The organism is Pseudomonas sp. FW305-70, from assembly GCF_058783925.1.
This window is the reverse complement of record NZ_JBYSYZ010000022.1, coordinates 42,141-65,029: the sequence shown is the minus strand read 5'-3', so window position 1 is coordinate 65,029 and position 22,889 is coordinate 42,141. Positions and strand designations below refer to the sequence as shown.

The following is a 22,889-nucleotide window of genomic DNA, read 5'->3' as shown; positions in this document are numbered from 1 at the left end:
GAAAATCTTCTTTGTACCGGCAAAATTAAATATTTTGCATATTCATAGGGTTAGCGCGAAAAAAGGTGTTGACACCCCTCCGGAATTCCGTAGAATGCCGCCTCACAGCAGGCACGTAGCTCAGTTGGTTAGAGCACCACCTTGACATGGTGGGGGTCGTTGGTTCGAGTCCAATCGCGCCTACCAAACAAAATCCGCTCTGCTGGGCGGTCTGGAAGGGCTCACCGAAAGGTGGGCCCTTTTTTGTTGTCCTGGATTTCATCAAAACGTTCACAAAATATAGGGTCCGTTCACACGCGGCAATGTGAACGTCGCCAGGCGCAACGCAGAGCCTGTGGCTCAGCCGTGGTAATTGAGGCCGGCTCGATTATTTCGTCTTCCGGCTCACCAGGCTCCTGTTCCAGTGCCCTCAGGCTTTTGGCTCTGACCAATTGCGACATCTTTTCGGTAATCTCGTAAGGTGTCGTGACACTCGAAAGCATGCGAGCGGCGGTTTCAAAGTCGGCGCTTATCAGGCTCTTCAGTAGGCGCTGGTGAATGTCCTGCTGGTTGTTGATGCCGTGCTCTTTCTGACCCTCCTGAGGTCCGGCTTGAACACGCCTGGCACCTCAACCCTAAACTTCTCGAAGTGGTTCGCGAAATTGCCATGTGGTGGGTTGCCGCGTTTCTGGTGATCCTGTGATACAGCATAGTGGCTATGAGTCTGCACTTTTCGGTTACCATTGCGTACCTGGGATTAGTTTGCGATTACTCGCACGCGTTGCACATGGAAGGGAATCAATAACATGGATAGTGTGCGTTCTGTACAAGTTATCGCCGTGACCGGCGGAAAGGGCGGCGTCGGCAAGACGACTGTGGCCGTGAATCTATCATTGGCGCTGGCGAAACTTGGACGGCGAGTCGTATTGCTTGATGGCGATCTTGGCTTGGCGAATATCGATGTCCTGTTGGGGCTTTCCCAGCAGTACACGCTTGCCGATTTAATCGAAGGTCGCTGTGAGCTTTCCGATGTGCTTTTGCGCGGTCCGGGCGGGATACGAATCGTCCCCGCGGCTTCTGGCATCCAGAGCATGGTGCATTTGTCGGCGGCTCAGCACGCAGGCCTGATCCAGGCCTTCAGTGAAATCGGTGACAGTCTCGATGTGCTGGTGATTGACACAGCTGCGGGCATCGGCTCGTCGGTGGTCAGTCTCGTCCGGGCGGCCCACGAAGTCATGCTGGTGGTCTGCGACGAACCGACCTCGATCACCGATGCCTACGCACTGATCAAACTGCTTAATCGTGATTACGGAATGGACCGTTTTCGGGTGTTGGTCAATATGGTGCAGGGCCCGACGGAAGGTCGCGCGCTGTTCGCTAAATTGGCCAAAGTCACCGATCGCTTCCTCGACGTAACCCTGCGGTATGTGGGAGCGATTCCGTACGATGAATGTGCGCGCAGGGCAGTGCAGAAGCAGCGGGCAGTCTACGAACACTTTCCGCGCTCCAAGTGCGCCCAGGCATTTCAGGAAATCGCTTTATTGGTCGACGCTTGGCCTTTGCTGGCTACCCCCAGGGGGCATATGGAGTTCTTCGTTGACCGACTCGTCGATAATTCGAGGGGGTGACATCTTTCTTCTGTTCGTACGGGATTTCATGCAGAGCGCCCACAAAGTATCGGCTTCGTTCACACGGGGCAATGTGAACGGCGATTCAGGCTCAAAGTCTGGAAGGGGTTGGGGCGCAGTAGTGCGATAAATTACTCGGCCTGGAGCAGTCCCCGGCTTTAATGCCTGCGGTCAGACAATGGGTGCCAACAACTATTAAGGAATAAGAGAAGTTCCCTGGTTGGGATCAATCAGGACTTTTGCATTTGGATTAATTTAAGTTGGTTGAGTTGATTCGCAATCAGCGATGTTTAGTTCAAGTTATGTTGAATCCCTGACAGGAGTTTCTCTGCGTAGCTTCCTTTAACTGTATGAATCATATTTCGCGTGGCGGAATATCAAGCCAGTTGCGGCGCAGCTGCAGTGCAGGGCGACTGGGCTAGCATCAGGCTTCTTGTCGCTCTTGTGGCTGACGGGCATAGCGATTTATTCAGCTGGCGCCACTAACGAAACAGTCTATAGAAACTCTTGATTTTCTTTCTCGTCTTTAACACTTTTCAGGCGCCAAATATTTGAACTTCTAGAGTTGATCGAAAAGCGATTGGCTTTAGCGCGATTTATTCATACGCGTCATTACAAACTCAGCCATAAGTAAGGAAACGTCCAACTAGAACAAGCGGCGAGGAGTACTGCAATCCCGACAAAAGACAAAATATTGACAACAAAAAACAGTCACACTCTCCCAATTAAGTCGGTGATATATCATGATCAAGATCATGGCCTACTTTTTAATTGGAGCTGTAACTGCAGGATGCAACGGCATCGTAAAACCCGACTTTTCGGGTGCTGCCAATGATTCATACTTTTTAGTCCATTCGGGGTTTCCCGCACCGTATCTATACATGGCCTCGGCCGTGCAATGGAACGATGACTATGCGGTAACCACGCGCCACACTCCGTTCATCCCCAACGTGAAGTACAGCTGCAGCACGGGCTGTGATCTCGTCTTCATCCTGCACAAGGCCAACGGCCGCTACCCATCATGGCGCGCACCGCGTGTGGGCGAGAGCATCACTGCCGTTGGGGCGAGTCCTTACCTCATGACCACTACCGGGAAAGGCAAGGTGTATCAAACGCCGTTCCTCAATACCGATGAACGCAGCGGTGATCTCTATGCCATCCATGATGCCCCGCTGGTCAAGGGCATGTCGGGTGGGCCGGTCCTCACCAGTGACGGCTGTATTGTCGGCATCAATATCGGTTTCTACTCAACCACTCTGAACGATGTGAGCAATCACTCCGGTGTAAAGGGTGCTGAGAGGATCAGCATCTTTATTCCTTACTCGATCATTCAGCGCGAGTGGGGGATATTGCAGGCAAAGCTCAACGATCCACACGGCGCCAGGTATGTCGTGAAGTAACTTTTAGCTATCAGCCAATTGGCTATCGCGCCTACCAGGCAAAATCCGCCCGGCCTGGCGGTCTGGAAGGTCCCACCCTAAGGTGGGCCCTTTTTTGTTGTCTGTCGTGAATGTCGGTGCAAATAAACACGATCAAGATAAAAACCGATGCGGCGCCACTCCGTGGTGTCGGGCGACCAACAGGATGGCGATCAAAAGATAAAAACGGATTTCGATGAAGATTGACCAGTAGGCGCCATCGATAGACGGTACTTTCATGAACTCGCTGGGCATCGTCATGTTGGCGAGGTATTGAGTAAAAGTAGCTGAAAAGCGTCCATTGCCCATCAACATCACGAAGCCGCTGATCGTGAAAAACAGCTGACCCCCCGGATATCCATACTGTGCAGCTGGAATAATCCAGGGGTAAGGCATGATGGACAGATCGTCGTAAGCATGCCCCCCGAAAAGAATAATGAAAGAACAGGACGACAATTGCCGCGATAAACCGAAGTAAATTGATTTCGTTTACGCGGTCTTTAGTCATGGTTACAACCAATTGGATAACCCTGGAGTGCGGTGGTTTCTTGTTGGTAGGCGCGCATCCAGCCTTCAGACCCGACGAAAGCAAAGCCAGGTCCATCGGCACCTTGCCACGAGTCTCACCCACTGCGTTACGCCTGCGGGATTTTTTTGGGGGATTGTGATGCGAGGAGTGGGTGGGAGCCAGGCAACAGGTGATTGCATCCAGATGGCATGTTCCATTGCCAGTGCCGAATCCACTTACCTGTTGCCGGGTAAATCGATCAGTATGTCGCTTGCCTCATAAAAGGTCAGAGCGCGAAACCCGTCGCATGAACCAGATGCACCTCCTGCGCTCCAGCGATCAGGTGCATGGGGACGTTCTGTTGTACGTCAATGGACGGTACCTCGAAGCTCCCTACAATCTGGAGGTGTCGCTCGCTCAGTTCGGTCGACTCTGCTGCTTTTTCCTTAGCCATTCTCGCGTGGTTCATTGCGATTTCGTTGAGCGTTGACACGTTACATCTCCCGGTGACTGACCAAGCGTATCGCTGGAGTCCTTAAGCATTGATTGAATGGCTGCTGCGTCAGAATTATGTCGTTCCGGCGCTGCTACGCGCGATCTGTGCAATCCTCAAGCCACGGATGCGGTTGAACTCATCGTTGTGTTTTCGCAGGCGACGAATGGCGGACAACGGTGGATGATGATCCGGATTCTTGGCCATTCAGGCGTAAACTAGTGGGGCTGCCTCATTGAAAGGAGCCGCCCATGAACGTCGATCAAATCAGCAAACAGGCACCCGTAGACAAAGCCGTTTGGGATCAATACTTCTGCGCTGCGTTGATTGCCGAAAGCAATCTGACAGCCCCGGTTGTGGGCGGGGCTACGCACGAAGACAGGCAGAACCTGTTGATCGAGAGGGCTAAAGCCCTGGCCGACAAAATGATGGAAAACCGGAAGTAACCAGAGCCCAGCCATCGCGCTGGGCTCTTTGCATGCGGCGTTCTTTGCATGCGGGGGTTATGCGCCGATGCTGGCGATGTGCGCGTTGTGGGTCAGGCGATGAGCTCTACCTTGCCGCTCGCCAGGCGATAGACACCTCCCACGATCTTCAGCATGCCTTTGCTCTGCGCATCGGTCAGCAAGGGTGAAGCCTGTTTCAGGCTGTTGACCGAATTTTTGACGTTCTGCGCGGTGGCGTTTTCCATCAGGCTCCCGGGTTGCTTGAGCACGGCCTCGATGGCCGACTTGAGCGCGTCAGTCAGTTTCGGGATATGGCCGGGGAAAACCGTCTGGTCCTTGACGGCCTTGATACCGGCCTCGATGGCGCCGCAGCTCTCATGGCCGAGTACCAGAATCAGCGGGGCGCCCAGCACGGCAACCCCGTATTCAAGACTGGCCAGGCCTTCCGGGGTGACAAAGTTGCCCGCGACGCGGATGGAGAAAAGATCGCCGCGCGCAGTGTCAAACGCATACTCCGGGGCGATGCGCGAGTCAGAGCAGCTCAGCACGGCCACAAACGGATTTTGACCCGACACCAGGGCCTCTCGCTCAGCCTTGAAATCATGAGTCTTGGATGTACCGCTTACATATCGTTCATTGCCCTCCATCAGTCTTTTCAGCGCCATGTCGGGACTGATCACGTTTTGTGGTTTGGGTGGGGCTGTCGCTTTTTCGGCTGCCTGGATGATCTGGCCGGGCAGTGTGCCGGCAAGCAGCAGGGCGCCTGCGCTCAATCCGGCAAATTGAAGAAAACGACGACGGCCTGTTGTGTTTGAAGCAGAGCTTGAATCACATGATTCACACATGATTTTGTTTACTCAGTTCAATGCGGTGAGAGTGAGTTGCTGTTGGGGCTGGGACTGCCGCGGTCGCTCAATGCCAGCGCAGTGGAGTCTAGTTGGTCTGTCATATTGTGTACCGGGCCTGGTCCGAGGATGCCGTGCAAGCAGCCATTTCATGGGCTACTACTGTCAGGCTCATACAGCTTCTACCTGGCAGGAGTTTCTCGATGCTGACTCATTGGTTTCTGGCGGCGGTTCATCTTTTGGCGGTTGCGTTGGGATTCTGGGCGGTGCTGACTCGAGGCACGGCTTTTCGGCGTCTGGCCGATGGGACCGCAGAAGTGCGCAGTGTCCTGATGGCGGACAATATCTGGGGTATTTCAGCTGTCGTGTTACTGATCAGCGGGGGGATGCGAGCCTTTGGCGGGTACGAGAAAGGCACGGACTATTACCTGCATCAGCCGTTGTTTCATCTGAAGATGACGCTGTTCGTGCTGATCTTGCTGCTGGAGATTGCACCCATGGTGACGTTGATCAAATGGCGGATAGCGCTGGGCCGCAAAGTCGCCTTCGATACCGGCCGTGCGAAGCTGTTTGCACGGATCAGTCATGTCGAGGCACTGCTGGTGCTGTTGATAGTGGTGGCGGCGACTGGCATGGCGCGCGGGGTGATGTTTGCTTGATCACGCAGCGAGCGCGTCCTTCCCCAGGATAAACAAGAAACGTCCGACAGCCAGAGCCTTGAGCTTGTCGCTAGTATCGACCCCTGAAAGCCTCGATGCGATGCTGAATCTTTAGCCAGCCGTGGTTGCGCACTGAACGGGCTGGCTACTGACTGCAACAGAACTCAGGATTGCGGCTTTTCCGGGGCGGTCAGGCCGGCCTGAATGCGCTGATAAATCTCTTCACGGTGCACTGCAACGTCCTTCGGGGCGTTGATGCCGATCCTGACTTGCTGGCCGCTTACGCCCAGGATGGTGATCGTAATGTCATCACCGATATTAATGCTTTCACCGACTTTGCGGGTGAGTATCAGCATGGTCTTCTCCTTGATTGCTTTGTGGGGCACCTGATTCGGACAGTGCAGAGGTCGGTGGTATGTATAGATTAGTGCGAAGTCTCACAGTTTGGGTGCCTCTTTCTGACGCGCAGATGTGGCATTAATTCCCAAGGCGTAACTATACAGAGGCCGCCACCATGATTCTCGTTGTTTTGAGCCCATTTTATGGCACTCGTGAAGTATTCATGGATGTTAAAATCCCCGCTTTAAGCATTTAGAGGGAAACGCCGTGCGCAAAATGGTCTGGGTACTCGCGATGTTGGCACTGGCGGGATGTGGAGAGGGCAGCAGTGTGGATGCGCCGAAGCCAAAGCCGGCCGTGGCTGCCGTACCCGCGGCAGCGTCCGGCCCGCAATGGGATCTTGAAGTGCGAGGTGAAACCCCTCAGGCGGTCAGTGATTTGAGTGGCTGGCTGATCGAACACAGTTTCATGTCCAGCGTCGTCAAGGAAAATGGCAATACGCGAATCCTGATGGGGCCGTTCAATTCGAAAGCCGAGGCCGAAGCCAAACAGGATGAGGTCCGTGCTGTGCTCACTCGCTCGAAGAAACAGAACATCGAATTGCTGGTGCTTGAGCGTCCGGCCGCTCAATAACAGTCGGCAGCGAAGATGTTGGGCAAACCAAAAGGCCTCGGGGGTTTAGCCTCAAGGCCTTTTTTGTTTCAGGTGCCGCCTGGATTCAGCCGCAGGCCTTCATGTCCACCGGGCCGACGAACTCGTTGCCGCGTCCCATGACGCACCCCACGCTCTGGTTGCGTTGCCGTTCCCAGGCCTGTACGGGGTAGGTTTTGTCCCAGGCTTCGTACAGTTGTCGATCCTGTTTCGACAGGCGCAAGCCATACTGCTTGCTCATGTAGAAGTAGGTCCGGGCGATCATGCCGCGAATGGAAGGGCGGGGCATGACTTTCTTGGCCTTGAAGTCGACTTGGGTCAGGCACGAACCATACTGTCCCGACTGTTCGGGCAGCCAACCGAAACTGAAGTTGCTGCGATCGCCATTGACCTCGCCGATGCTGGGCACCAGGTTGTGCAAATCAGCTTCGGCCTTCTGGTAAACCGGATCGTAGCGGGTGCAGTTCTTGCGACCGCCTTCTTGCCAGCACTGGCGTTGATGGCCGATCTGCCAGGCCGGAACGATATGCTCCCACTCGATGCGGGATGCGCGCTTGGCATTTTTACGCGGCACATAACCGCAGGCGGCAAGGTCCACCCGGTTGCCGGTGTACTTGCAGCCACAGTAAAACTCGGTGGATTGGGGAGCGTAGAGCTTCCACGCGACCTTTTTCGCTTCGGTGAAGGTGCGCGGAGCGTCGGCTTGCGCAGCCATGACAAAAAACACAAAAAACAAAGCAAACCAGCGGGCACTCATCGAATCAATCTTCCTTCGGCACAACCCAGAAAATCTGCACGCCGCCATCGTCGCGATAGGCGAGGGTGACGTTGTCGTTCTCGTCGATTTCTTCCAGCAAGCGTTCCCATTCATCCACCGGCTCGTCAGGCAGGCGGAAGATCAGTGCTGCCCTGGCCTTTTGTGCGGTGGGGGAGTTGATGATTTTCTGAACGCGCAGGCCCATGCGTACGTAGGTGTCAGAAGAGGCAGAGGTAGTGTCCACGGAATTATCCTTATTAAGCTGTACGTGCATACAGTATTTAACTGTAGGCAATTTCGCAACTGCTTAAAAATCAAGAAAATCCTCTGACAGCGGTTTGTTCTATTTGGTGTAAGGCGCAGGGAGTTTTTTTGTCAGATCGAGCAGCGCCAATCGCCAGGACTGGAGAGTGGCGCACAGGGTGCCCGACCGGATCGGTCGGGCGAGGGCGAATCAGTATTCCCAGAACATCCGCTGCAGCTCTTTGCTGTCATTGGTCTTGGTCAGCGCGACCATCGCCAGGATTCGGGCCTTTTGCGGGTTCAGGTCGTGGGCCACGACCCAGTCGTATTTATCGTCAGGCTGTTCGGCGTTGCGCAATACGAAGCCGCCGGCGTTGACATGGGAAGAGCGAATGATCTGCACGCCGTCCTTGCGCAGAGCTTGCAGGGCAGGGACTACCCGCGACGATACCGAGCCATTGCCGGTGCCGGCGTGGATGATGGCTTTGGCGCCTGATTGGGCGAGCGCCTTGTAGGCGGTGTCGCTGACATTGCCGTAGGAATAGGCAATCTCGACGTCAGGCAGGCTCTTGATGGTCTTGATGTCGAATTCGGAATCCATGGTGTGGCGCTTGGCTGGCAAACGGAACCAGTAGGATTTGCCTTCTACCACCATGCCCAGCGGACCCCAGGGGCTTTTAAACGCTTCGGTCTTGATGTTGATCATTTTGCTGACGTCGCGACCCGACTGGATTTCATCGTTCATGGTCACCAGCACGCCTTTGCCTCGCGCATCCTTGCTGCTGGCCACGGCCACGGCGTTGTACAGGTTGAGCATGCCATCGGCGGACATCGCGGTGCCCGGGCGCATGGAACCCACGACAATGATCGGCTTGTCGGTTTTTTCCACAAGGTTCAGGAAGTACGCGGTTTCTTCCAGGGTGTCGGTGCCGTGGGTGATCACGATGCCATCGACGTCTTTGCTGTCGGCCAGTTCGGCTACGCGGCGGCCCAGTTGCAGCAGGTTTTCGTTGGTGATGCTTTCGGAAGCGATTTGCATGACCTGTTCGCCACGAACGTTGGCCACCTGGCTCAGTTCTGGAACGCCGGCGATCAATTGTTCAATGCCGACTTTCGCCGCTTGGTAGGTCGCGCTGTTGGCGGCGCTGGCGCCGGCGCCGGCAATGGTGCCACCGGTGGCCAGGATCACCACGTTGGCCAGTTTCTGTTGGGTTTCGGCTTCTTTGGCCTGAAGGGCGGTCGGCAGAAGCAGCAGCAGGGCCAAGGCGCCCGGAACAAAGGTCTTGAGTGCAGATGTCATTATTTTTCTCTTCTAGTTGTGAGACGGTGCAGATGCAGGTTCATCTAGATACGCCCCGGGCGAATCTGAACGCCGGAGGTGCGAGGAGAAGAGCAGGATCTGTACCAGTAACACCCTGAATCGAAAAATACGCTTAACTTAATGATTTGTAACGGTATTGCAGTTTGTGTCCTAAGGCGGTTCCGGGGCCGGGCGTCCGGATTGCCGAACATGTTTAGCTTTTGCGTTCGGCTCTCCGAAACGGAGGGCAGTCCTGTTCAAGACTTGAGCGCGTGAAATCTTCGTTAACGACTAAAGAAAAGCGCGCGTCGGTCGATGCTCCCCCAAGGGATCTATTTCTGCAGGAGTTCACATGTCGTTATCCATTGGCTTCCCGAATGCCGCAAACATCACCATCGGGGGGAAGCCTGCGGCGACCATTCGTGCCTCGGGCGATGCGACAGAGGATGCAGGGGCCCAGGCGCTGGGGGTAAAGGAAGGCGACGGCACCCAGGTTAAAACCGGTCCGACAGGTCTGGGGCAAAGTGCCGGCGCACAGGCCGAATCGGAAACCAGCGATAACACCAGTTTTGCGGTGAAGATCCTGCTCAAGCGCCTGAAGGAGTTGCAGCAGCAATTGCGTGAGCAACAGCAGCAATTAGCCCAGGCCCAGGCGGCGTCCTATCCGACCCCGGAAGCCAAGACCACCGCGGTAGCGGCCATTCAGGCGCAGGTTGCCGCAACCAACGGCGCCATCCTTCAGGTGAGTGCGAGTCTGGTCAAAGAGTTGACCAAGGGTTCCGGCACGGGATCGGTGGTTAACACCACGGCATGAACTGAGTGCCGTTTTTCGCCAATCCGCTCTGAAGGCACTTTTCAGGTCGTTGACAAATACCGGCAGGATTCGCATAGTCTGGGTCACGCAAACGTTTGCGCGCCCCCTGTAATGGCTTTCCATCACAGTGGGTCGTGAAGCTTACGCCAGCGCAAGCGTTGCTCACAATAATCATAAGATCGGAGTGAACCCATGAAGCTGCCATTTGCTGGACGTCTTCTCGCTGTCGCTGTGCTGGCTGCCGCATCCGCTGCACTGCCTGTCTCTTCTGCCTTCGCTGAAACCACAGAAAAACCGAAAGTCGCACTGGTCATGAAATCCCTGGCCAACGAGTTTTTCCTGACCATGGAAGACGGCGCCAAGGCCTATCAGAAAGATCACTCCGGCGAATTCGAGCTGATCTCCAACGGCATCAAGGATGAAACCGACACCGCCGGCCAGACGCGCATCGTCGAGCAGATGATCCTGGCCAAGGTCAATGCGCTGGTGATTGCGCCGGCAGATTCCAAGGCCATGGTGCCGGTGATCAAGAAGGCCATCGATGCCGGTATCACCGTGATCAACATCGACAACCAGCTGGACCCCGCCGTGGTCAAAAGCAAAAACATCAATGTACCGTTCGTAGGCCCGGACAACCGCAAGGGGGCGCGGCTGGTGGGCGACTACCTGGCCAAGCAGCTGAAGGCCGGTGACGAAGTCGGCATCATCGAAGGTGTGTCTACCACCACCAATGCCCAGCAGCGCACCGCAGGTTTCAAGGATGCGATGGAGGCGGCGCAGATCAAGGTCGTGTCGTTGCAATCCGGTGACTGGGAAATCGACAAAGGCAACAAGGTGGCCGCCTCGATTCTCAGCGAATATCCGCAAACCAAGGCCCTGTTGGCCGGCAACGACAGCATGGCGGTCGGCGCGGTGTCTGCCGTGCGCGCCGCGGGCAAGGCCGGCAAGGTGCAAGTGGTCGGCTACGACAACATCAACGCCATCCAGCCGATGCTCAAGGATGGCCGAGTGCTCGCCACTGCCGACCAGTTTGCAGCCAGGCAGGCGGTGTTCGGCATCGAGACGGCGTTGAAGATTCTCAAGGGCGAGAAGGTCGACGGCGGCGCCAATGGCGTGATCGAAACGCCGGTAGAGTTGGTCACCAAAGAGCAGGTCACACAGTAACCTTCTGGCGACGCAACGGCGCTCGTCCAGCTGGACGGGCGCGTGGAGAGTTTTTATGTCCGCTTGCGCTACGAACGCTGTCCTCTCGGTCAGCGGTATCGGCAAGACCTACGCCCAACCGGTCCTGGCCGGCATCGACCTGACGCTCATGCGCGGTGAAGTGCTGGCGCTGACCGGCGAGAACGGCGCAGGCAAAAGCACGCTGTCGAAAATCATTGGCGGGCTGGTCGCGCCGACTACCGGCCAGATGCAGTTTCAGGGGCAGGACTATCGCCCAGGCAGCCGGAGCCAGGCAGAAGACCTCGGCATCCGCATGGTCATGCAGGAACTCAATCTGCTGCCGACCCTGTCGGTGGCGGAAAACCTGTTTCTTCACAATCTGCCCAACAGCGGCGGCTGGATCAGTCGCAAGCAATTGCGCAAGGCTGCCATCGAGGCCATGGCTCAGGTCGGGCTCGACGCCATTGACCCGGATACCCTGGTCGGCGAACTGGGCATCGGTCATCAGCAAATGGTAGAGATCGCCCGCAACCTGATCGGCGATTGTCATGTGCTGATTCTCGATGAGCCCACCGCGATGCTCACGGCACGTGAAGTCGAAATGCTGTTCGAGCAGATCACCCGCCTGCAGGCTCGCGGCGTATCGATCATCTATATCTCTCATCGCCTCGAAGAACTGGCGCGGGTCGCGCAACGCATTGCCGTGCTGCGCGACGGCAATCTGGTCTGTGTCGCGCCGATGGCCAACTACAACAGCGAGCAACTGGTCACCCTGATGGTCGGTCGCGAGCTCGGTGAGCACATCGATATGGGCGCGCGCAAGATCGGCGCCCCGGTGTTGACGGTCAAGGGCCTGAGCCGATCCGACAAGGTTCGCGACGTGTCGTTCGAAGTGCGTGCCGGCGAGATTTTCGGCATTTCCGGTTTGATCGGCGCGGGGCGCACCGAGTTGTTGCGCCTGATCTTCGGCGCCGATATCGCCGACAGCGGCACGATAGCCCTGGGCTCGCCGGCGCAGGTCATTACTGTGCGTTCGCCGGTGGATGCGGTCGGGCATGGCATCGCGCTGATCACTGAAGATCGCAAGGGCGAAGGCCTTTTGTTGACGCAGTCGATCGGTGCCAATATCGCCTTGGGCAACATGCCCGGCATCTCCAGCGCCGGCTTTGTCGACAACGATGGCGAAAACGCCCTGGCCCAGCGGCAGATCGACGCCATGCGCATTCGCAGCTCCGGTCCGGCACAGTTGGTGTCCGAGTTGTCCGGTGGTAACCAGCAGAAAGTCGTCATCGGTCGCTGGCTGGAGCGCGATTGCTCGGTGCTGCTGTTCGACGAGCCGACCCGGGGCATCGACGTCGGCGCCAAGTTCGATATCTACAACCTGCTCGGTGAGTTGACCCGCAAGGGCAAGGCGCTGGTGGTGGTTTCCAGCGACTTGCGCGAGCTGATGCTGATCTGCGACCGGATCGGTGTGCTGTCAGCAGGAAGCCTGATCGATACGTTCGATCGCGACAGCTGGACCCAGGATGAGTTGCTTGCCGCTGCTTTTGCCGGCTACCAAAAACGTGATGCGCAGCGCTTCGACGCCGCGCCTAGGGATCTTCCATGAAAACCGCTTCTTTGGCCGGCACACGCAGTGGCAACTTCTATGGCCTGGGCACCTATCTGGGCCTGGCGGGTGCCTTGTTGGCGATGATCGTGCTGTTCTCGGTGTTGAGCAGTCACTTCCTGTCCTACGATACGTTCAGCACCCTGGCCAACCAGATTCCGGACCTGATGGTGCTGGCGGTCGGCATGACCTTTGTGTTGATCATCGGGGGCATCGACCTGTCGGTAGGTTCGGTGCTGGCACTGGCGGCCTCGACCGTCAGCGTGGCGATACTGGGCTGGGACTGGAGCGTGCTGCCCGCAGCGTTGCTCGGCATGGCCGTCGCGGCGCTCGCAGGCACTATCACCGGTTCGATCACGGTGGCGTGGCGGATACCGTCGTTCATCGTGTCCCTGGGCGTGCTGGAAATGGCGCGCGGAGTGGCGTACCAGATGACCGGGTCGCGTACGGCCTACATCGGCGATGCGTTCGCCTGGTTGTCCAATCCGATCGCCTTCGGCATTTCACCCTCGTTCATCATTGCGTTGCTGATCATATTCATCGCCCAGGCCGTGTTGACCCGCACGGTGTTCGGTCGCTACCTGATCGGTATCGGCACCAATGAAGAGGCCGTACGGCTGGCGGGGATCAATCCGAAGCCCTACAAAATCCTGGTGTTCAGCCTGATGGGACTGCTGGCCGGCATTGCTGCGCTGTTCCAGATTTCTCGCCTGGAAGCCGCCGACCCGAATGCCGGATCCGGTCTTGAGTTGCAGGTGATTGCCGCCGTGGTGATCGGCGGGACCAGCCTGATGGGCGGGCGCGGCTCGGTGATCAGCACGTTTTTTGGCGTTCTGATCATTTCCGTGCTGGCCGCGGGGCTGGCGCAGATCGGGGCAACCGAACCGACCAAACGCATCATTACCGGCGCCGTGATCGTGGTGGCGGTGGTGCTGGACACTTATCGCAGTCAACGCGCAAGCCGGCGGACCTGAGTCATGGCGACTATCAAAGATGTAGCAGCCCTTGCCGGCATTTCCTACACCACGGTTTCCCATGTGGTGAACAAGACCCGCCCGGTCAGTGAGGAAGTCCGGATCAAGGTCGAGGCGGCGATCAAGACCCTCGACTACGTCCCCAGCGCCGTGGCCCGTTCACTCAAGGCCAAGACTACGGCGACCATCGGCCTGTTGGTTCCCAACAGCCTCAACCCGTACTTCGCCGAGCTGGCCCGGGGGATTGAGGATTACTGCGAGCGAAACGGTTACTGCGTGATCCTGTGCAACTCCGACGACAATCCGGACAAGCAGCGCAGCTACCTGCGTGTGTTGCTGGAAAAACGCATCGACGGCCTGATCGTCGCCTCGGCCGGCGGCGACAGTGGCCTGGTACAGGGTCTGAAAGGCGTGCGCACGCCCATGGTGATCGTTGACCGCGGACTGGACGGTGTCGATGCCGACCTGGTGCGTATCGACCATGAATACGGCGCGTACCTGGCGACCCGACACCTGCTGGAGTTGGGCCACCGGGATATCGCCACGATCAGCGGGCCGGAAAACACCAGTGTGGCGCAGATGCGTCTGGCGGGTTATCGCAGGGCCTTGAAAGAGGCGGGCGTCGAAGTCTCTCCCGAGCGCGTGCTGGCAAGCGATTTCACCAGCACCGGCGGTTACAGTGCTGCCGCGATTTTGCTGGAAAGCCATCCGCCTACCGCCATTTTTGCCGCCAATGACATGATCGGCATCGGTGTGCTGCGGGCCGCCGCCGAGCGCAATATTCGCGTACCGAGCGAGTTGTCGGTGATCGGCTTCGACGATATCCAGATGAGCCGGTATGTCTACCCGTCGTTGACCACGGTGGGGCAATCGATCCTGCAGCTCGGTGAAATGGCTGCCGAAGTGCTTTTACGGCGAATCGCCACGCCGGGCCTGACGACCGATCAGCGGATCGTGACGCCGAGTATTGTCATCCGTGAATCGACGGCGCCGTTGGCCGGCGTGTTTACCCACTTCCGTTGAAAACAGAGAGCCGTTGAAAATAGAGCGCCGTTGAAAACAGAGAGCCGCTGAACCGACAGCGTCGCCGAAACAGAATCGATGAGTAGCAACGTATGCCAGCAAAAGTAGTGGTAATAGGCAGTTTGAACATGGACCTGGTGACACGGGCGCCGCGTTTGCCCAAGGGCGGTGAAACGCTGATTGGTCAGTCGTTTGCCACCGTCTCCGGCGGCAAGGGCGCCAATCAGGCTGTGGCGGCGGCACGGCTCGGAGCCCGGGTGTCGATGATCGGTTGTGTGGGCAATGACGCCTATGGTGAGGCGTTGCGCGGGGCGCTGTTGGCCGAGCAGATCGATTGCCAGGCGGTGAGCACCGTTGACGGTTCCAGCGGCGTGGCATTGATTGTGGTCGACGACAGCAGTCAGAACACCATCGTGATCGTCCCTGGTGCCAACGGTGCATTGACCGCTGAAGCCATTGACCGTTTTGATTCGGTGATACAAGCGGCGGACGTGCTCATCTGCCAGCTGGAAGTGCCCGATGCCTCCGTTGGCCATGCACTCAAGCGGGGGCGCGAGCTGGGCAAGACGGTCATCCTCAACCCGGCGCCGGCCAGCCGTCCGTTGCCATCGCACTGGTACGGGTCTATCGATTACCTGATTCCCAACGAGAGCGAAGCGTCGGCCTTGAGCGGAGTGTCGGTTGACTCCCTGGAGACCGCGCAAGCGGCGGCGACCCGGCTGATTGCCCTGGGCGCCGGCAAGGTGATCATCACCCTCGGTGCGCAAGGTTCGCTGTTTGCCGATGGCCAGCGATTCGAACATTTCCCCGCGCCCGTCGTAAAGGCTGTCGACACCACGGCGGCGGGCGATACGTTCGTCGGTGGTTTCGCTGCGGCGTTGGCTGCGGGGCAGGATGAGGTACAGGCGATCCGCTTCGGTCAGGTGGCTGCGGCGCTGTCGGTCACCCGGGCCGGCGCGCAACCTTCGATTCCCGCCTTGAGCGATGTGCAGGCGTTTAAAACTCCATGAAAAAGACACCCTTGCTCAACATCGCCTTGTCGCGGCTGATCGCCTCATTGGGGCATGGCGACATGGTCGTCATCGGCGACGCCGGTTTGCCGGTTCCACCGGGCGTTGAATTGATCGACCTGGCCTTGACCCAGGGCATTCCGGATTTTGTCAGCACCTTGAAGGTGGTGCTCAGTGAGATGCAGGTCGAAAGCCATGTGCTGGCTCAGGAGATTTTCGATAAAAAACCGTCGCCCCTGATCGCCCTGGATGAACTGAACGGTGAAGGCGCACTGGGGCGCCGTGAGGTGCTCAGCCATGAACAATTCAAGGTCCTGAGCCGACAGGCAAGGGCGATTGTTCGTACAGGCGAGTGCCAGCCGTACTGCAATATCGTGCTGTTCGCCGGGGTTACGTTTTGACGGACTGCCTGCCTTTGGATTTCCCATGCACAAGGAGTGCGCCATGTATCGCTATGCTCAGAAACTGCACCAACTGCTCCGGAGTCTGCTGCTTTTGTCCCTGATTACCGCAACGAACGCCCAGGCGGCGCAAAAAATCGACTTGATCATCGACACCGATCCGGGGGCTGACGATGTCGTTGCCCTGTTGTTCGCCCTGGCGTCGCCGGACGAGCTGAATGTCCGGGCGCTGACCACCGTTGCGGGCAACGTTCGCCTGGACAAGACCTCGCGCAATGCGCGACTGGCCCGGGAATGGGCGGGGCGCGAAGAGGTGCCGGTCTATGCGGGTGCGCCCAAGCCCCTGATGCGCACACCCATCTATGCCGAGGACATTCATGGCAAGGAAGGGTTGTCCGGCATTGCCGTGCATGAGCCCAAACAAGGCCTGGCCAAGGGCAGTGCCATCGCTTATCTGATCGACACCCTGAAATCCGCCGAGCCCCACAGCATTACCATCGCCATGCTTGGCCCGCAGACCAACCTGGCCCTGGCGCTGATCCAGGAGCCAGGTATCGTCCAGGGCATCAAGGAAGTGGTGGTCATGGGCGGTGCGCACTTCAACGGCGGCAACATCACGCCAGTGGCCGAGTTCAACCTGTTCGCCGATCCGCAAGCCGCCGAAGTGGTGCTCAAGAGTGGCGTGAAGCTGACCTACCTGCCGCTGGATGTGACCCACAAGATCCTGACCAGCGAAGCGCGTCTGAAACAGATTGCTGCGCTGAACAACAATGCCAGCCGTTTGGTGGGCGACATTCTCAATGAATACATCAAAGGCGACATGGAACACTACGGCATTTCGGGTGGCCCGGTGCATGACGCCACGGTGGTCGCTTACCTGCTCAAGCCGCAATTGTTCAGCGGTCGCTCGGTCAATGTGGTGGTCGACAGCCGCGAGGGGCCGACTTTCGGGCAAACGATCGTTGACTGGTATGACGGCTTGAAAGCGCCGAAGAATGCGTTCTGGGTTGAAAGCGGCGATGCCCAGGGCTTCTTCGATCTGCTGACCGAGCGTCTGGCCCGTCTGAAATAAGCTGCATGCCCCGCAGCTGCCTGCCTGCGGGGTTCACTCCCGCCCGCTGGCAGCGTCGCCCTTCTGGTCCGACAGGTGCTTCTCGAAAATCTGCTCGATGAACGATTGGGCGGCTTCGGTTCCAAGGTCCCTGACCAGCAGGTCGATACCGATAATGGCAAGCTCTTCCGTGCTGCCTGGACTGTAGGAGCTGTGGCCGTCCTGCCACTTTGCCTTGATGTCAGCGTCGATACTTACGGTGGTCATGATGGCACTCGTGAAGTCGGGGGGGAGGTCTGAGTGCCGAGTTAACCATTTTGCGGGGCTTTTGACACGTCGACTTAGGCATGAAAGAAGGGCTATGCGACACTTGGTCTCTGTCGAATTTTCAAGGAGCACGCTGTGCAGATCGATTTGAACTCCCCGGATGGCCTGACCCTCGAGGCCGTGCGTCAGTTGCTGGCCGGCGCCAGTGACGATGAGCACACCCAGTTGCGGGTCACCAAGGGAGGCATTGCCTATATCTCCTCGGGTGTCGTGGGCGGTACCGATATCGACGGGTTGTTGTTCCGGCTCGAAACCTGGGCCAAGGGCTCCGGATATGTCGGACGGGTCGCGGCCAGCGATGAAGTCTGGGTCATGCAGATCTTCAATGCCTTGAAAGAGAACTGGCCCAATCCGCCTTACGACTACATCGACGTCTATTGAGCGTTGTTCATATTCAGTCACGATTCAGTGATTAAGGGGAGGGCGGCGCTCAGGCAGAATCGCGGCTCGTCCGGATTGCGGGCAGGGTGCTGGCACTGCCTGCCTGTGAAACCAAACGCCAGTCTGGTTGTCGCACGATCTCAGCTTAATCATTGAATAAGGAGGCTTCATGCCTTGGAAGCTCGCGTCATTGGGTACTTTGCTGGCCGTTGCCACGCTGGCCGGTTGCAGCACTGCCTCTACGGAGTCGGCACCTGCGGATGTTGCGACGACTGACACGGGTCACAGCCGCTGTGAGGCGAAGGCTGCCGAGTTCACCATCGGCAAACAGGCATCGCCGCAGTTGCTTGAGCAGGCGCGTACCCGCGCAGGGGCGCAAAGCGCGCGGTTCCTGCTGCCAACCGATATGGTGACGCTGGAGTACCGTTCCGATCGCCTGAACCTGAACACCGATGCCAGCAGGGTGGTCACCCGGGTCAACTGCGGTTGATCCCCAGGCTTTTGTTTCATCCATAAAAAACCCCGTCACATGGACGGGGTTTTTTTAGTGCGCCTGGAAATTACTCTGGGCGAACTTGAGCAGCTTGCATACCCTTTTGGCCTTTCTCAGCCACGAAGGAAACAGTCTGGCCTTCTTTCAGGCTTTTGAAACCGTCGCTTTCGATAGCTTTGAAGTGTACGAACAGGTCGTCACCGCCACCTTGAGGAGTGATGAAGCCGAAGCCTTTTTCATCGTTGAACCATTTAACGGTGCCGGTTTGGCGATTAGACATGGTGTATCTCCAAGAAACATATATTTTCAGTAGTACTGTGCTGCTCAGGCCAACTGGGCACACCCGAGTATCATAGTCGAAATGTTCGGTTTGGGACCCCCCCGGGTGAGCTGTTTGCCGATCAGTCGTGGTTTCTTTATGCCTTGAAATGGCTGGAAGCCCCGTTTTATAAGGCTTCTAGCCGAAAGTGAAGGCGATAAAAAAAGCTGTAAAACCTTCATAAATTGTACGGAATGGCCTGTTTCGGGGGCTTTTTGCCAGTAAAACAGGGTTGAAAACGCCGATCTGTGCTTATTTTTTGGCTTTGTTCCCAGCCTTGCAGGCTGCAATCTGGTCAAAGGCTTTCTGTTTCATGGCGTCACTGGCTTTGTTATCCATCAATGCCTGGATGTCGCTGGCCGGGAACGACTTGATTGCATCCGCACCACAAGCGCAGTGGGCTTTGGCCGCGGCTTCACCGATTTTTTGCGCGGCCGCAGGCACGCACTGAGACATGTACTTCTCGCGTTCACCTTTTGGCCATTCGGCGTGGGCGGCCAGCGGCAGCAGCAGAACGATTGGTGCGACTACAGCGAAAAAACGATTCAGACGCATGCCAGGATGCTCCTTTGAGGTCGATGTCTTGTTATCTGAGCGCTAACGCGCGGCTCAAGTTCATCACTCTGGCATAAAAGCAGCTGATTTGCCGCGTTGGAAAGCCTCTGCGCAGCTACCACCGTTCATCTGTGCTAGCATGCCCCGCTCGGGCGTTTGCAGGCTCCGGCGGACCTTCAGTCCCGGTCGCGGCAGATGCACGATTAACCCTGATTTGAATCCCAGTCACTCTGGTTCGGTTTTCCGGTTGGCCGCAAGGCTCCTGCCGCTGTAAGGCAGGCGTTCGTCATTGAATGGCCTGGACCGGATCTTGTACTGGCTCATCCCAACCCACGTGACCTTTGGTAGGGGTCACCACTAGGAGAGGAGGCGCCATGCCAACTATTACTCTTCCCGACGGCAGTCAACGTTCATTCGATCACCCGGTTTCCGTAGCCGAGGTCGCCGCCTCCATCGGTGCAGGCCTGGCCAAGGCCACCGTTGCCGGCAAGGTCGATGGCAAGCTGGTCGACGCCAGTGACATCATCGACAGCGACGCGTCGCTGCAAATCATCACGCCAAAGGATGAAGAGGGGCTGGAGATCATTCGCCACTCTTGCGCCCACCTGGTTGGCCATGCGGTCAAGCAGTTGTACCCGACCGCCAAAATGGTCATCGGTCCGGTCATCGACGAAGGTTTCTATTACGACATCGCCTTCGAACGTCCTTTCACTCCGGACGACCTGGCGGCCATCGAACAGCGCATGCAGCAGCTGATCGAGAAAGATTACGACGTGATCAAGAAAGTCACTCCGCGCGCCGAAGTGATCGAAGTGTTCCAGGCCCGTGGCGAAGACTACAAGTTGCGCCTGGTCGAGGACATGCCGAACGAACAGGCCATGGGTCTGTACTATCACGAAGAATACGTCGACATGTGCCGCGGTCCGCACGTGCCGAACACCCGCTTCCTGAAATCCTTCAAGCTGACCAAGCTGTCCGGCGCCTACTGGCGTGGCGATGCCAAGAACGAGCAATTGCAGCGCGTCTACGGCACCGCATGGGCGGACAAGAAGCAACTGGCGGCTTACATCCAGCGCATCGAAGAAGCCGAAAAACGCGACCACCGCAAGATCGGCAAGCGCCTGGGCCTGTTCCACACCCAGGAAGAGTCGCCGGGCATGGTGTTCTGGCACCCGAACGGCTGGACTCTGTACCAGGTGCTCGAGCAGTACATGCGCAAGGTTCAGCGCGACAACGGCTATCTCGAAATCAAGACGCCGCAAGTCGTTGACCGCAGCCTGTGGGAGAAATCCGGGCACTGGGCCAACTACGCCGACAACATGTTCACCACCCAGTCGGAAAACCGCGACTACGCGATCAAGCCAATGAACTGCCCTTGCCACGTGCAGGTGTTCAACCAGGGCCTGAAGAGCTACCGCGAGCTGCCGATGCGCCTGGCCGAGTTCGGTGCCTGCCACCGTAACGAGCCATCGGGTGCCTTGCACGGCATCATGCGTGTGCGCGCATTCACCCAGGACGACGCCCACATCTTCTGCACCGAAGAGCAGATGCAGGCCGAGTCCGCCGCGTTCATCAAGCTGACCATGGACGTCTACGCCGATTTCGGCTTTAAAGATGTCGAGATGAAGCTGTCCACTCGTCCGGAAAAACGCGTCGGTTCCGACGAGCTTTGGGATCGCGCCGAAGCGGCACTGGCCGCAGCCCTTGACAGCGCGGGCCTGCCGTACGATCTGCAGCCGGGCGAAGGTGCGTTCTACGGTCCGAAGATCGAGTTCTCGCTGAAAGATTGCCTCGGTCGCGTCTGGCAATGTGGTACCCTGCAGCTCGATTTTAACCTGCCTGTGCGTCTGGGAGCCGAATACGTCTCCGAAGACAACAGTCGCAAGCACCCGGTGATGTTGCACCGGGCGATCCTGGGGTCCTTCGAGCGGTTCGTCGGAATCCTGATCGAGCACTACGAGGGTGCGTTCCCTGCGTGGCTGGCTCCGACCCAGGCAGTGGTGATGAATATCACTGATAAACAGGCTGATTTTGCCGCCGAAGTGGAAAAAACTCTCAACGAAAGCGGGTTTCGTGCCAAGTCTGACTTGAGAAATGAAAAGATCGGCTTTAAAATCCGCGAGCATACTTTGCTCAAGGTTCCTTATCTCTTGGTTATCGGAGATCGGGAAGTCGAGATGCAGACTGTCGCTGTGCGTACTCGTGAAGGTGCTGACCTGGGCTCGATGCCCGTCGCCCAGTTCGCTGAGTTCCTCGCCCAAGCGGTTTCCCGGCGTGGTCGCCAAGATTCGGAGTAATTATTATTAAGCGTGAAATGAGACAAGATAAACGAACTGCACCGAAAGCCCCGATCAACGAGAATATCTCGGCACGCGAGGTTCGGTTAATTGGGGCTGAAGGTGAACAGCTCGGGATTGTGTCAATCGAAGACGCGCTTCTTAAGGCTGAAGAGGCCAAGCTGGATCTGGTGGAGATTTCCGCCGATGCAGTACCACCTGTTTGCAAACTGATGGACTACGGCAAATCGATCTTCGAAAAGAAGAAGCAGATTGCTGCGGCCAAGAAAAACCAGAAGCAGATTCAGGTTAAAGAAATCAAGTTTCGTCCAGGGACGGAGGAAGGGGATTACCAGGTAAAACTGCGCAACCTGGTACGTTTCCTGAGTGACGGGGACAGGGCCAAGGTATCCTTGCGATTCCGCGGCCGTGAGATGGCCCACCAGGAGCTGGGGATGGAACTCCTCAAGCGAGTTGAAGGTGACTTGCTCGAGTACGGTTCGGTCGAACAGCATCCTAAGATGGAAGGACGCCAGCTGATCATGGTCATCGCCCCGAAAAAGAAGAAGTAATCAACAGGGCACGGCAGGCCTTCTGATTATGTTTATCAACTGAATGCGGAGTATCCGAACATGCCAAAAATGAAGACCAAAAGTGGTGCTGCTAAGCGGTTTCTGAAAACTGCTAACGGTATCAAGCACAAGCACGCTTTCAAGAGCCACATCCTGACCAAAATGTCGACCAAGCGTAAGCGTCAACTGCGCGGTAGCAGCTTGCTGCATCCGTCTGACGTGGCAAAAGTCGAGCGCATGCTGCGCCTTCGTTAATTTTAGTCAAGAATAGAGGAAGTAACTCATGGCTCGTGTAAAGCGTGGCGTCATTGCCCGTAAGCGTCACAAAAAAATTCTGAAACTTGCTAAAGGCTACTACGGCGCACGCTCCCGCGTATTCCGTGTTGCCAAGCAAGCGGTAATCAAGGCAGGCCAATACGCCTACCGTGACCGTCGTCAGAAAAAACGTCAGTTCCGCGCTCTGTGGATCGCTCGTATCAACGCTGGTGCTCGTATCAACGGTCTGTCCTACAGCCGTTTCATCGCCGGCCTGAAAAAAGCGTCCATCGAGATCGACCGTAAGGTTCTGGCTGATCTGGCAGTGAACGAAAAAGCGGCGTTTGCTGCGATTGTCGAGAAAGCTAAAGCCACCTTGGCTTAAGTACCCCCGACAGT

The 22,889-nt window shown here is 57.2% G+C and carries 29 protein-coding genes and 1 tRNA gene; 20 read left to right on the top strand and 10 right to left on the bottom strand.

What is annotated here, in order from left to right:
* Positions 1–109 precede the first annotated feature (109 nt).
* The 3 genes from AC3WN7_RS17460 (at position 110) to AC3WN7_RS17450 (ending at position 3,007) form a co-directional block, all read left to right on the top strand.
* Positions 110–186 (top strand) — tRNA-Val (locus AC3WN7_RS17460).
* A 599-nt stretch (positions 187–785) separates the two neighbouring features.
* Positions 786–1,607, top strand: a complete 822-nt coding sequence (locus AC3WN7_RS17455; protein ID WP_095965318.1) for a MinD/ParA family protein — start codon at positions 786–788, stop codon at positions 1,605–1,607.
* Positions 1,608–2,350: 743 nt separating this feature from the next.
* Positions 2,351–3,007: a trypsin-like peptidase domain-containing protein gene (locus AC3WN7_RS17450; protein ID WP_102674373.1), complete on the top strand. Its 657-nt coding sequence runs from the start codon at positions 2,351–2,353 to the stop codon at positions 3,005–3,007.
* Between the two features lie 132 nt (positions 3,008–3,139).
* On the opposite strand, the gene AC3WN7_RS17445 is transcribed toward AC3WN7_RS17450, so the two are convergent.
* On the bottom strand, positions 3,140–3,421 hold the full coding sequence (locus AC3WN7_RS17445; RefSeq protein ID WP_095965320.1) for a hypothetical protein: 282 nt from the start codon (positions 3,419–3,421) through the stop codon (positions 3,140–3,142).
* Between the two features lie 398 nt (positions 3,422–3,819).
* Positions 3,820–4,026, bottom strand: coding sequence for a hypothetical protein (locus tag AC3WN7_RS17440; protein WP_095965321.1), 207 nt, complete (start codon positions 4,024–4,026; stop codon positions 3,820–3,822).
* A 251-nt stretch (positions 4,027–4,277) separates the two neighbouring features.
* Here AC3WN7_RS17440 and AC3WN7_RS17435 point away from each other — a divergent pair, with 251 nt between their 5' ends.
* Positions 4,278–4,472, top strand: a complete 195-nt coding sequence (locus tag AC3WN7_RS17435) for a hypothetical protein (RefSeq protein WP_095965322.1) — start codon at positions 4,278–4,280, stop codon at positions 4,470–4,472.
* A gap of 92 nt (positions 4,473–4,564) precedes the next feature.
* Here the strand turns inward: AC3WN7_RS17435 and AC3WN7_RS17430 are convergent, their stop codons facing one another.
* Complete coding sequence (locus AC3WN7_RS17430; RefSeq protein ID WP_102674374.1) at positions 4,565–5,317, bottom strand: carbonic anhydrase; 753 nt, start codon at positions 5,315–5,317, stop codon at positions 4,565–4,567.
* Positions 5,318–5,520: 203 nt separating this feature from the next.
* Between AC3WN7_RS17430 and AC3WN7_RS17425 the strand changes: the two genes are divergently transcribed.
* Positions 5,521–5,976 (top strand): DUF2214 family protein, encoded by a 456-nt coding sequence (locus AC3WN7_RS17425; protein ID WP_095965324.1) that lies wholly within the window; start codon positions 5,521–5,523, stop codon positions 5,974–5,976.
* A 164-nt stretch (positions 5,977–6,140) separates the two neighbouring features.
* On the opposite strand, the gene csrA is transcribed toward AC3WN7_RS17425, so the two are convergent.
* Entirely contained in the window at positions 6,141–6,332 is a 192-nt protein-coding gene (csrA, locus tag AC3WN7_RS17420; RefSeq protein WP_007975691.1) for a carbon storage regulator CsrA, read from the bottom strand.
* A 250-nt stretch (positions 6,333–6,582) separates the two neighbouring features.
* On the opposite strand from csrA, the gene AC3WN7_RS17415 reads away from it, so the two are divergent.
* Positions 6,583–6,948: a penicillin-binding protein activator LpoB gene (locus AC3WN7_RS17415; protein WP_102674375.1), complete on the top strand. Its 366-nt coding sequence runs from the start codon at positions 6,583–6,585 to the stop codon at positions 6,946–6,948.
* Positions 6,949–7,033: 85 nt separating this feature from the next.
* Here the strand turns inward: AC3WN7_RS17415 and AC3WN7_RS17410 are convergent, their stop codons facing one another.
* The 3 genes from AC3WN7_RS17410 to AC3WN7_RS17400 form a co-directional block, all read right to left on the bottom strand.
* Positions 7,034–7,723, bottom strand: coding sequence for an endonuclease (locus tag AC3WN7_RS17410; RefSeq protein WP_095965326.1), 690 nt, complete (start codon positions 7,721–7,723; stop codon positions 7,034–7,036).
* Positions 7,724–7,727: 4 nt separating this feature from the next.
* On the bottom strand, positions 7,728–7,997 hold the full coding sequence (locus tag AC3WN7_RS17405; protein WP_095965327.1) for a DUF1654 domain-containing protein: 270 nt from the start codon (positions 7,995–7,997) through the stop codon (positions 7,728–7,730).
* Between the two features lie 180 nt (positions 7,998–8,177).
* Positions 8,178–9,266, bottom strand: coding sequence for an asparaginase (locus AC3WN7_RS17400; RefSeq protein ID WP_007975695.1), 1,089 nt, complete (start codon positions 9,264–9,266; stop codon positions 8,178–8,180).
* A gap of 352 nt (positions 9,267–9,618) precedes the next feature.
* Between AC3WN7_RS17400 and AC3WN7_RS17395 the strand changes: the two genes are divergently transcribed.
* The 8 genes from AC3WN7_RS17395 to AC3WN7_RS17360 all read left to right on the top strand — a co-directional run bounded on the left by AC3WN7_RS17395 (position 9,619) and on the right by AC3WN7_RS17360 (position 17,333).
* Positions 9,619–10,080: a hypothetical protein gene (locus AC3WN7_RS17395; RefSeq protein WP_102674376.1), complete on the top strand. Its 462-nt coding sequence runs from the start codon at positions 9,619–9,621 to the stop codon at positions 10,078–10,080.
* Between the two features lie 192 nt (positions 10,081–10,272).
* Positions 10,273–11,244 carry a sugar ABC transporter substrate-binding protein gene (locus AC3WN7_RS17390; RefSeq protein WP_102674377.1) on the top strand — a complete coding sequence of 324 codons (972 nt, stop codon included), beginning with the start codon at positions 10,273–10,275 and terminating at the stop codon, positions 11,242–11,244.
* A gap of 55 nt (positions 11,245–11,299) precedes the next feature.
* Positions 11,300–12,853 (top strand): sugar ABC transporter ATP-binding protein, encoded by a 1,554-nt coding sequence (locus tag AC3WN7_RS17385; protein ID WP_102674378.1) that lies wholly within the window; start codon positions 11,300–11,302, stop codon positions 12,851–12,853.
* Positions 12,850–13,827, top strand: coding sequence for an ABC transporter permease (locus AC3WN7_RS17380; RefSeq protein ID WP_102674379.1), 978 nt, complete (start codon positions 12,850–12,852; stop codon positions 13,825–13,827). The genes AC3WN7_RS17385 and AC3WN7_RS17380 overlap by 4 nt, the downstream gene beginning before the upstream one ends.
* A 3-nt stretch (positions 13,828–13,830) precedes the next feature.
* A complete protein-coding gene (locus tag AC3WN7_RS17375; protein ID WP_102674380.1) occupies positions 13,831–14,850 on the top strand; it encodes a LacI family DNA-binding transcriptional regulator in 1,020 nt (339 codons plus the stop codon).
* Positions 14,851–14,942: 92 nt separating this feature from the next.
* Complete coding sequence (gene rbsK, locus AC3WN7_RS17370) at positions 14,943–15,860, top strand: ribokinase (protein ID WP_102674381.1); 918 nt, start codon at positions 14,943–14,945, stop codon at positions 15,858–15,860.
* Positions 15,857–16,261 (top strand): D-ribose pyranase, encoded by a 405-nt coding sequence (rbsD, locus tag AC3WN7_RS17365; RefSeq protein WP_095965334.1) that lies wholly within the window; start codon positions 15,857–15,859, stop codon positions 16,259–16,261. Before rbsK ends, rbsD begins: the two co-directional genes overlap by 4 nt.
* Positions 16,262–16,304: 43 nt before the next feature.
* On the top strand, positions 16,305–17,333 hold the full coding sequence (locus tag AC3WN7_RS17360) for a nucleoside hydrolase (protein ID WP_102674382.1): 1,029 nt from the start codon (positions 16,305–16,307) through the stop codon (positions 17,331–17,333).
* A gap of 33 nt (positions 17,334–17,366) precedes the next feature.
* On the opposite strand, the gene AC3WN7_RS17355 is transcribed toward AC3WN7_RS17360, so the two are convergent.
* Entirely contained in the window at positions 17,367–17,579 is a 213-nt protein-coding gene (locus AC3WN7_RS17355; protein WP_102674383.1) for a hypothetical protein, read from the bottom strand.
* Between the two features lie 135 nt (positions 17,580–17,714).
* On the opposite strand from AC3WN7_RS17355, the gene AC3WN7_RS17350 reads away from it, so the two are divergent.
* A complete protein-coding gene (locus tag AC3WN7_RS17350; protein WP_007975706.1) occupies positions 17,715–18,020 on the top strand; it encodes a hypothetical protein in 306 nt (101 codons plus the stop codon).
* A 169-nt stretch (positions 18,021–18,189) separates the two neighbouring features.
* Positions 18,190–18,510: an I78 family peptidase inhibitor gene (locus AC3WN7_RS17345; RefSeq protein WP_102674384.1), complete on the top strand. Its 321-nt coding sequence runs from the start codon at positions 18,190–18,192 to the stop codon at positions 18,508–18,510.
* A gap of 70 nt (positions 18,511–18,580) precedes the next feature.
* Here AC3WN7_RS17345 and AC3WN7_RS17340 read toward each other — a convergent pair whose 3' ends face one another.
* Positions 18,581–18,793 carry a cold-shock protein gene (locus tag AC3WN7_RS17340; RefSeq protein ID WP_003179963.1) on the bottom strand — a complete coding sequence of 71 codons (213 nt, stop codon included), beginning with the start codon at positions 18,791–18,793 and terminating at the stop codon, positions 18,581–18,583.
* A gap of 291 nt (positions 18,794–19,084) precedes the next feature.
* On the bottom strand, positions 19,085–19,387 hold the full coding sequence (locus AC3WN7_RS17335; RefSeq protein WP_095965338.1) for a hypothetical protein: 303 nt from the start codon (positions 19,385–19,387) through the stop codon (positions 19,085–19,087).
* Positions 19,388–19,761: 374 nt separating this feature from the next.
* Between AC3WN7_RS17335 and thrS the strand changes: the two genes are divergently transcribed.
* Genes thrS through rplT form a run of 4 tightly spaced genes read left to right on the top strand, consistent with a single transcriptional unit; the run spans position 19,762 to position 22,875 of the window.
* Complete coding sequence (gene thrS / locus AC3WN7_RS17330) at positions 19,762–21,684, top strand: threonine--tRNA ligase (protein ID WP_102674385.1); 1,923 nt, start codon at positions 19,762–19,764, stop codon at positions 21,682–21,684.
* Entirely contained in the window at positions 21,684–22,235 is a 552-nt protein-coding gene (infC, locus tag AC3WN7_RS17325; protein ID WP_172435703.1) for a translation initiation factor IF-3, read from the top strand. The genes thrS and infC overlap by 1 nt, the downstream gene beginning before the upstream one ends.
* A 60-nt stretch (positions 22,236–22,295) precedes the next feature.
* Positions 22,296–22,490 carry a 50S ribosomal protein L35 gene (gene rpmI / locus AC3WN7_RS17320; protein ID WP_002553160.1) on the top strand — a complete coding sequence of 65 codons (195 nt, stop codon included), beginning with the start codon at positions 22,296–22,298 and terminating at the stop codon, positions 22,488–22,490.
* A 28-nt stretch (positions 22,491–22,518) separates the two neighbouring features.
* Positions 22,519–22,875, top strand: coding sequence for a 50S ribosomal protein L20 (rplT, locus tag AC3WN7_RS17315; RefSeq protein ID WP_007905879.1), 357 nt, complete (start codon positions 22,519–22,521; stop codon positions 22,873–22,875).
* Positions 22,876–22,889: the final 14 nt, after the last annotated feature.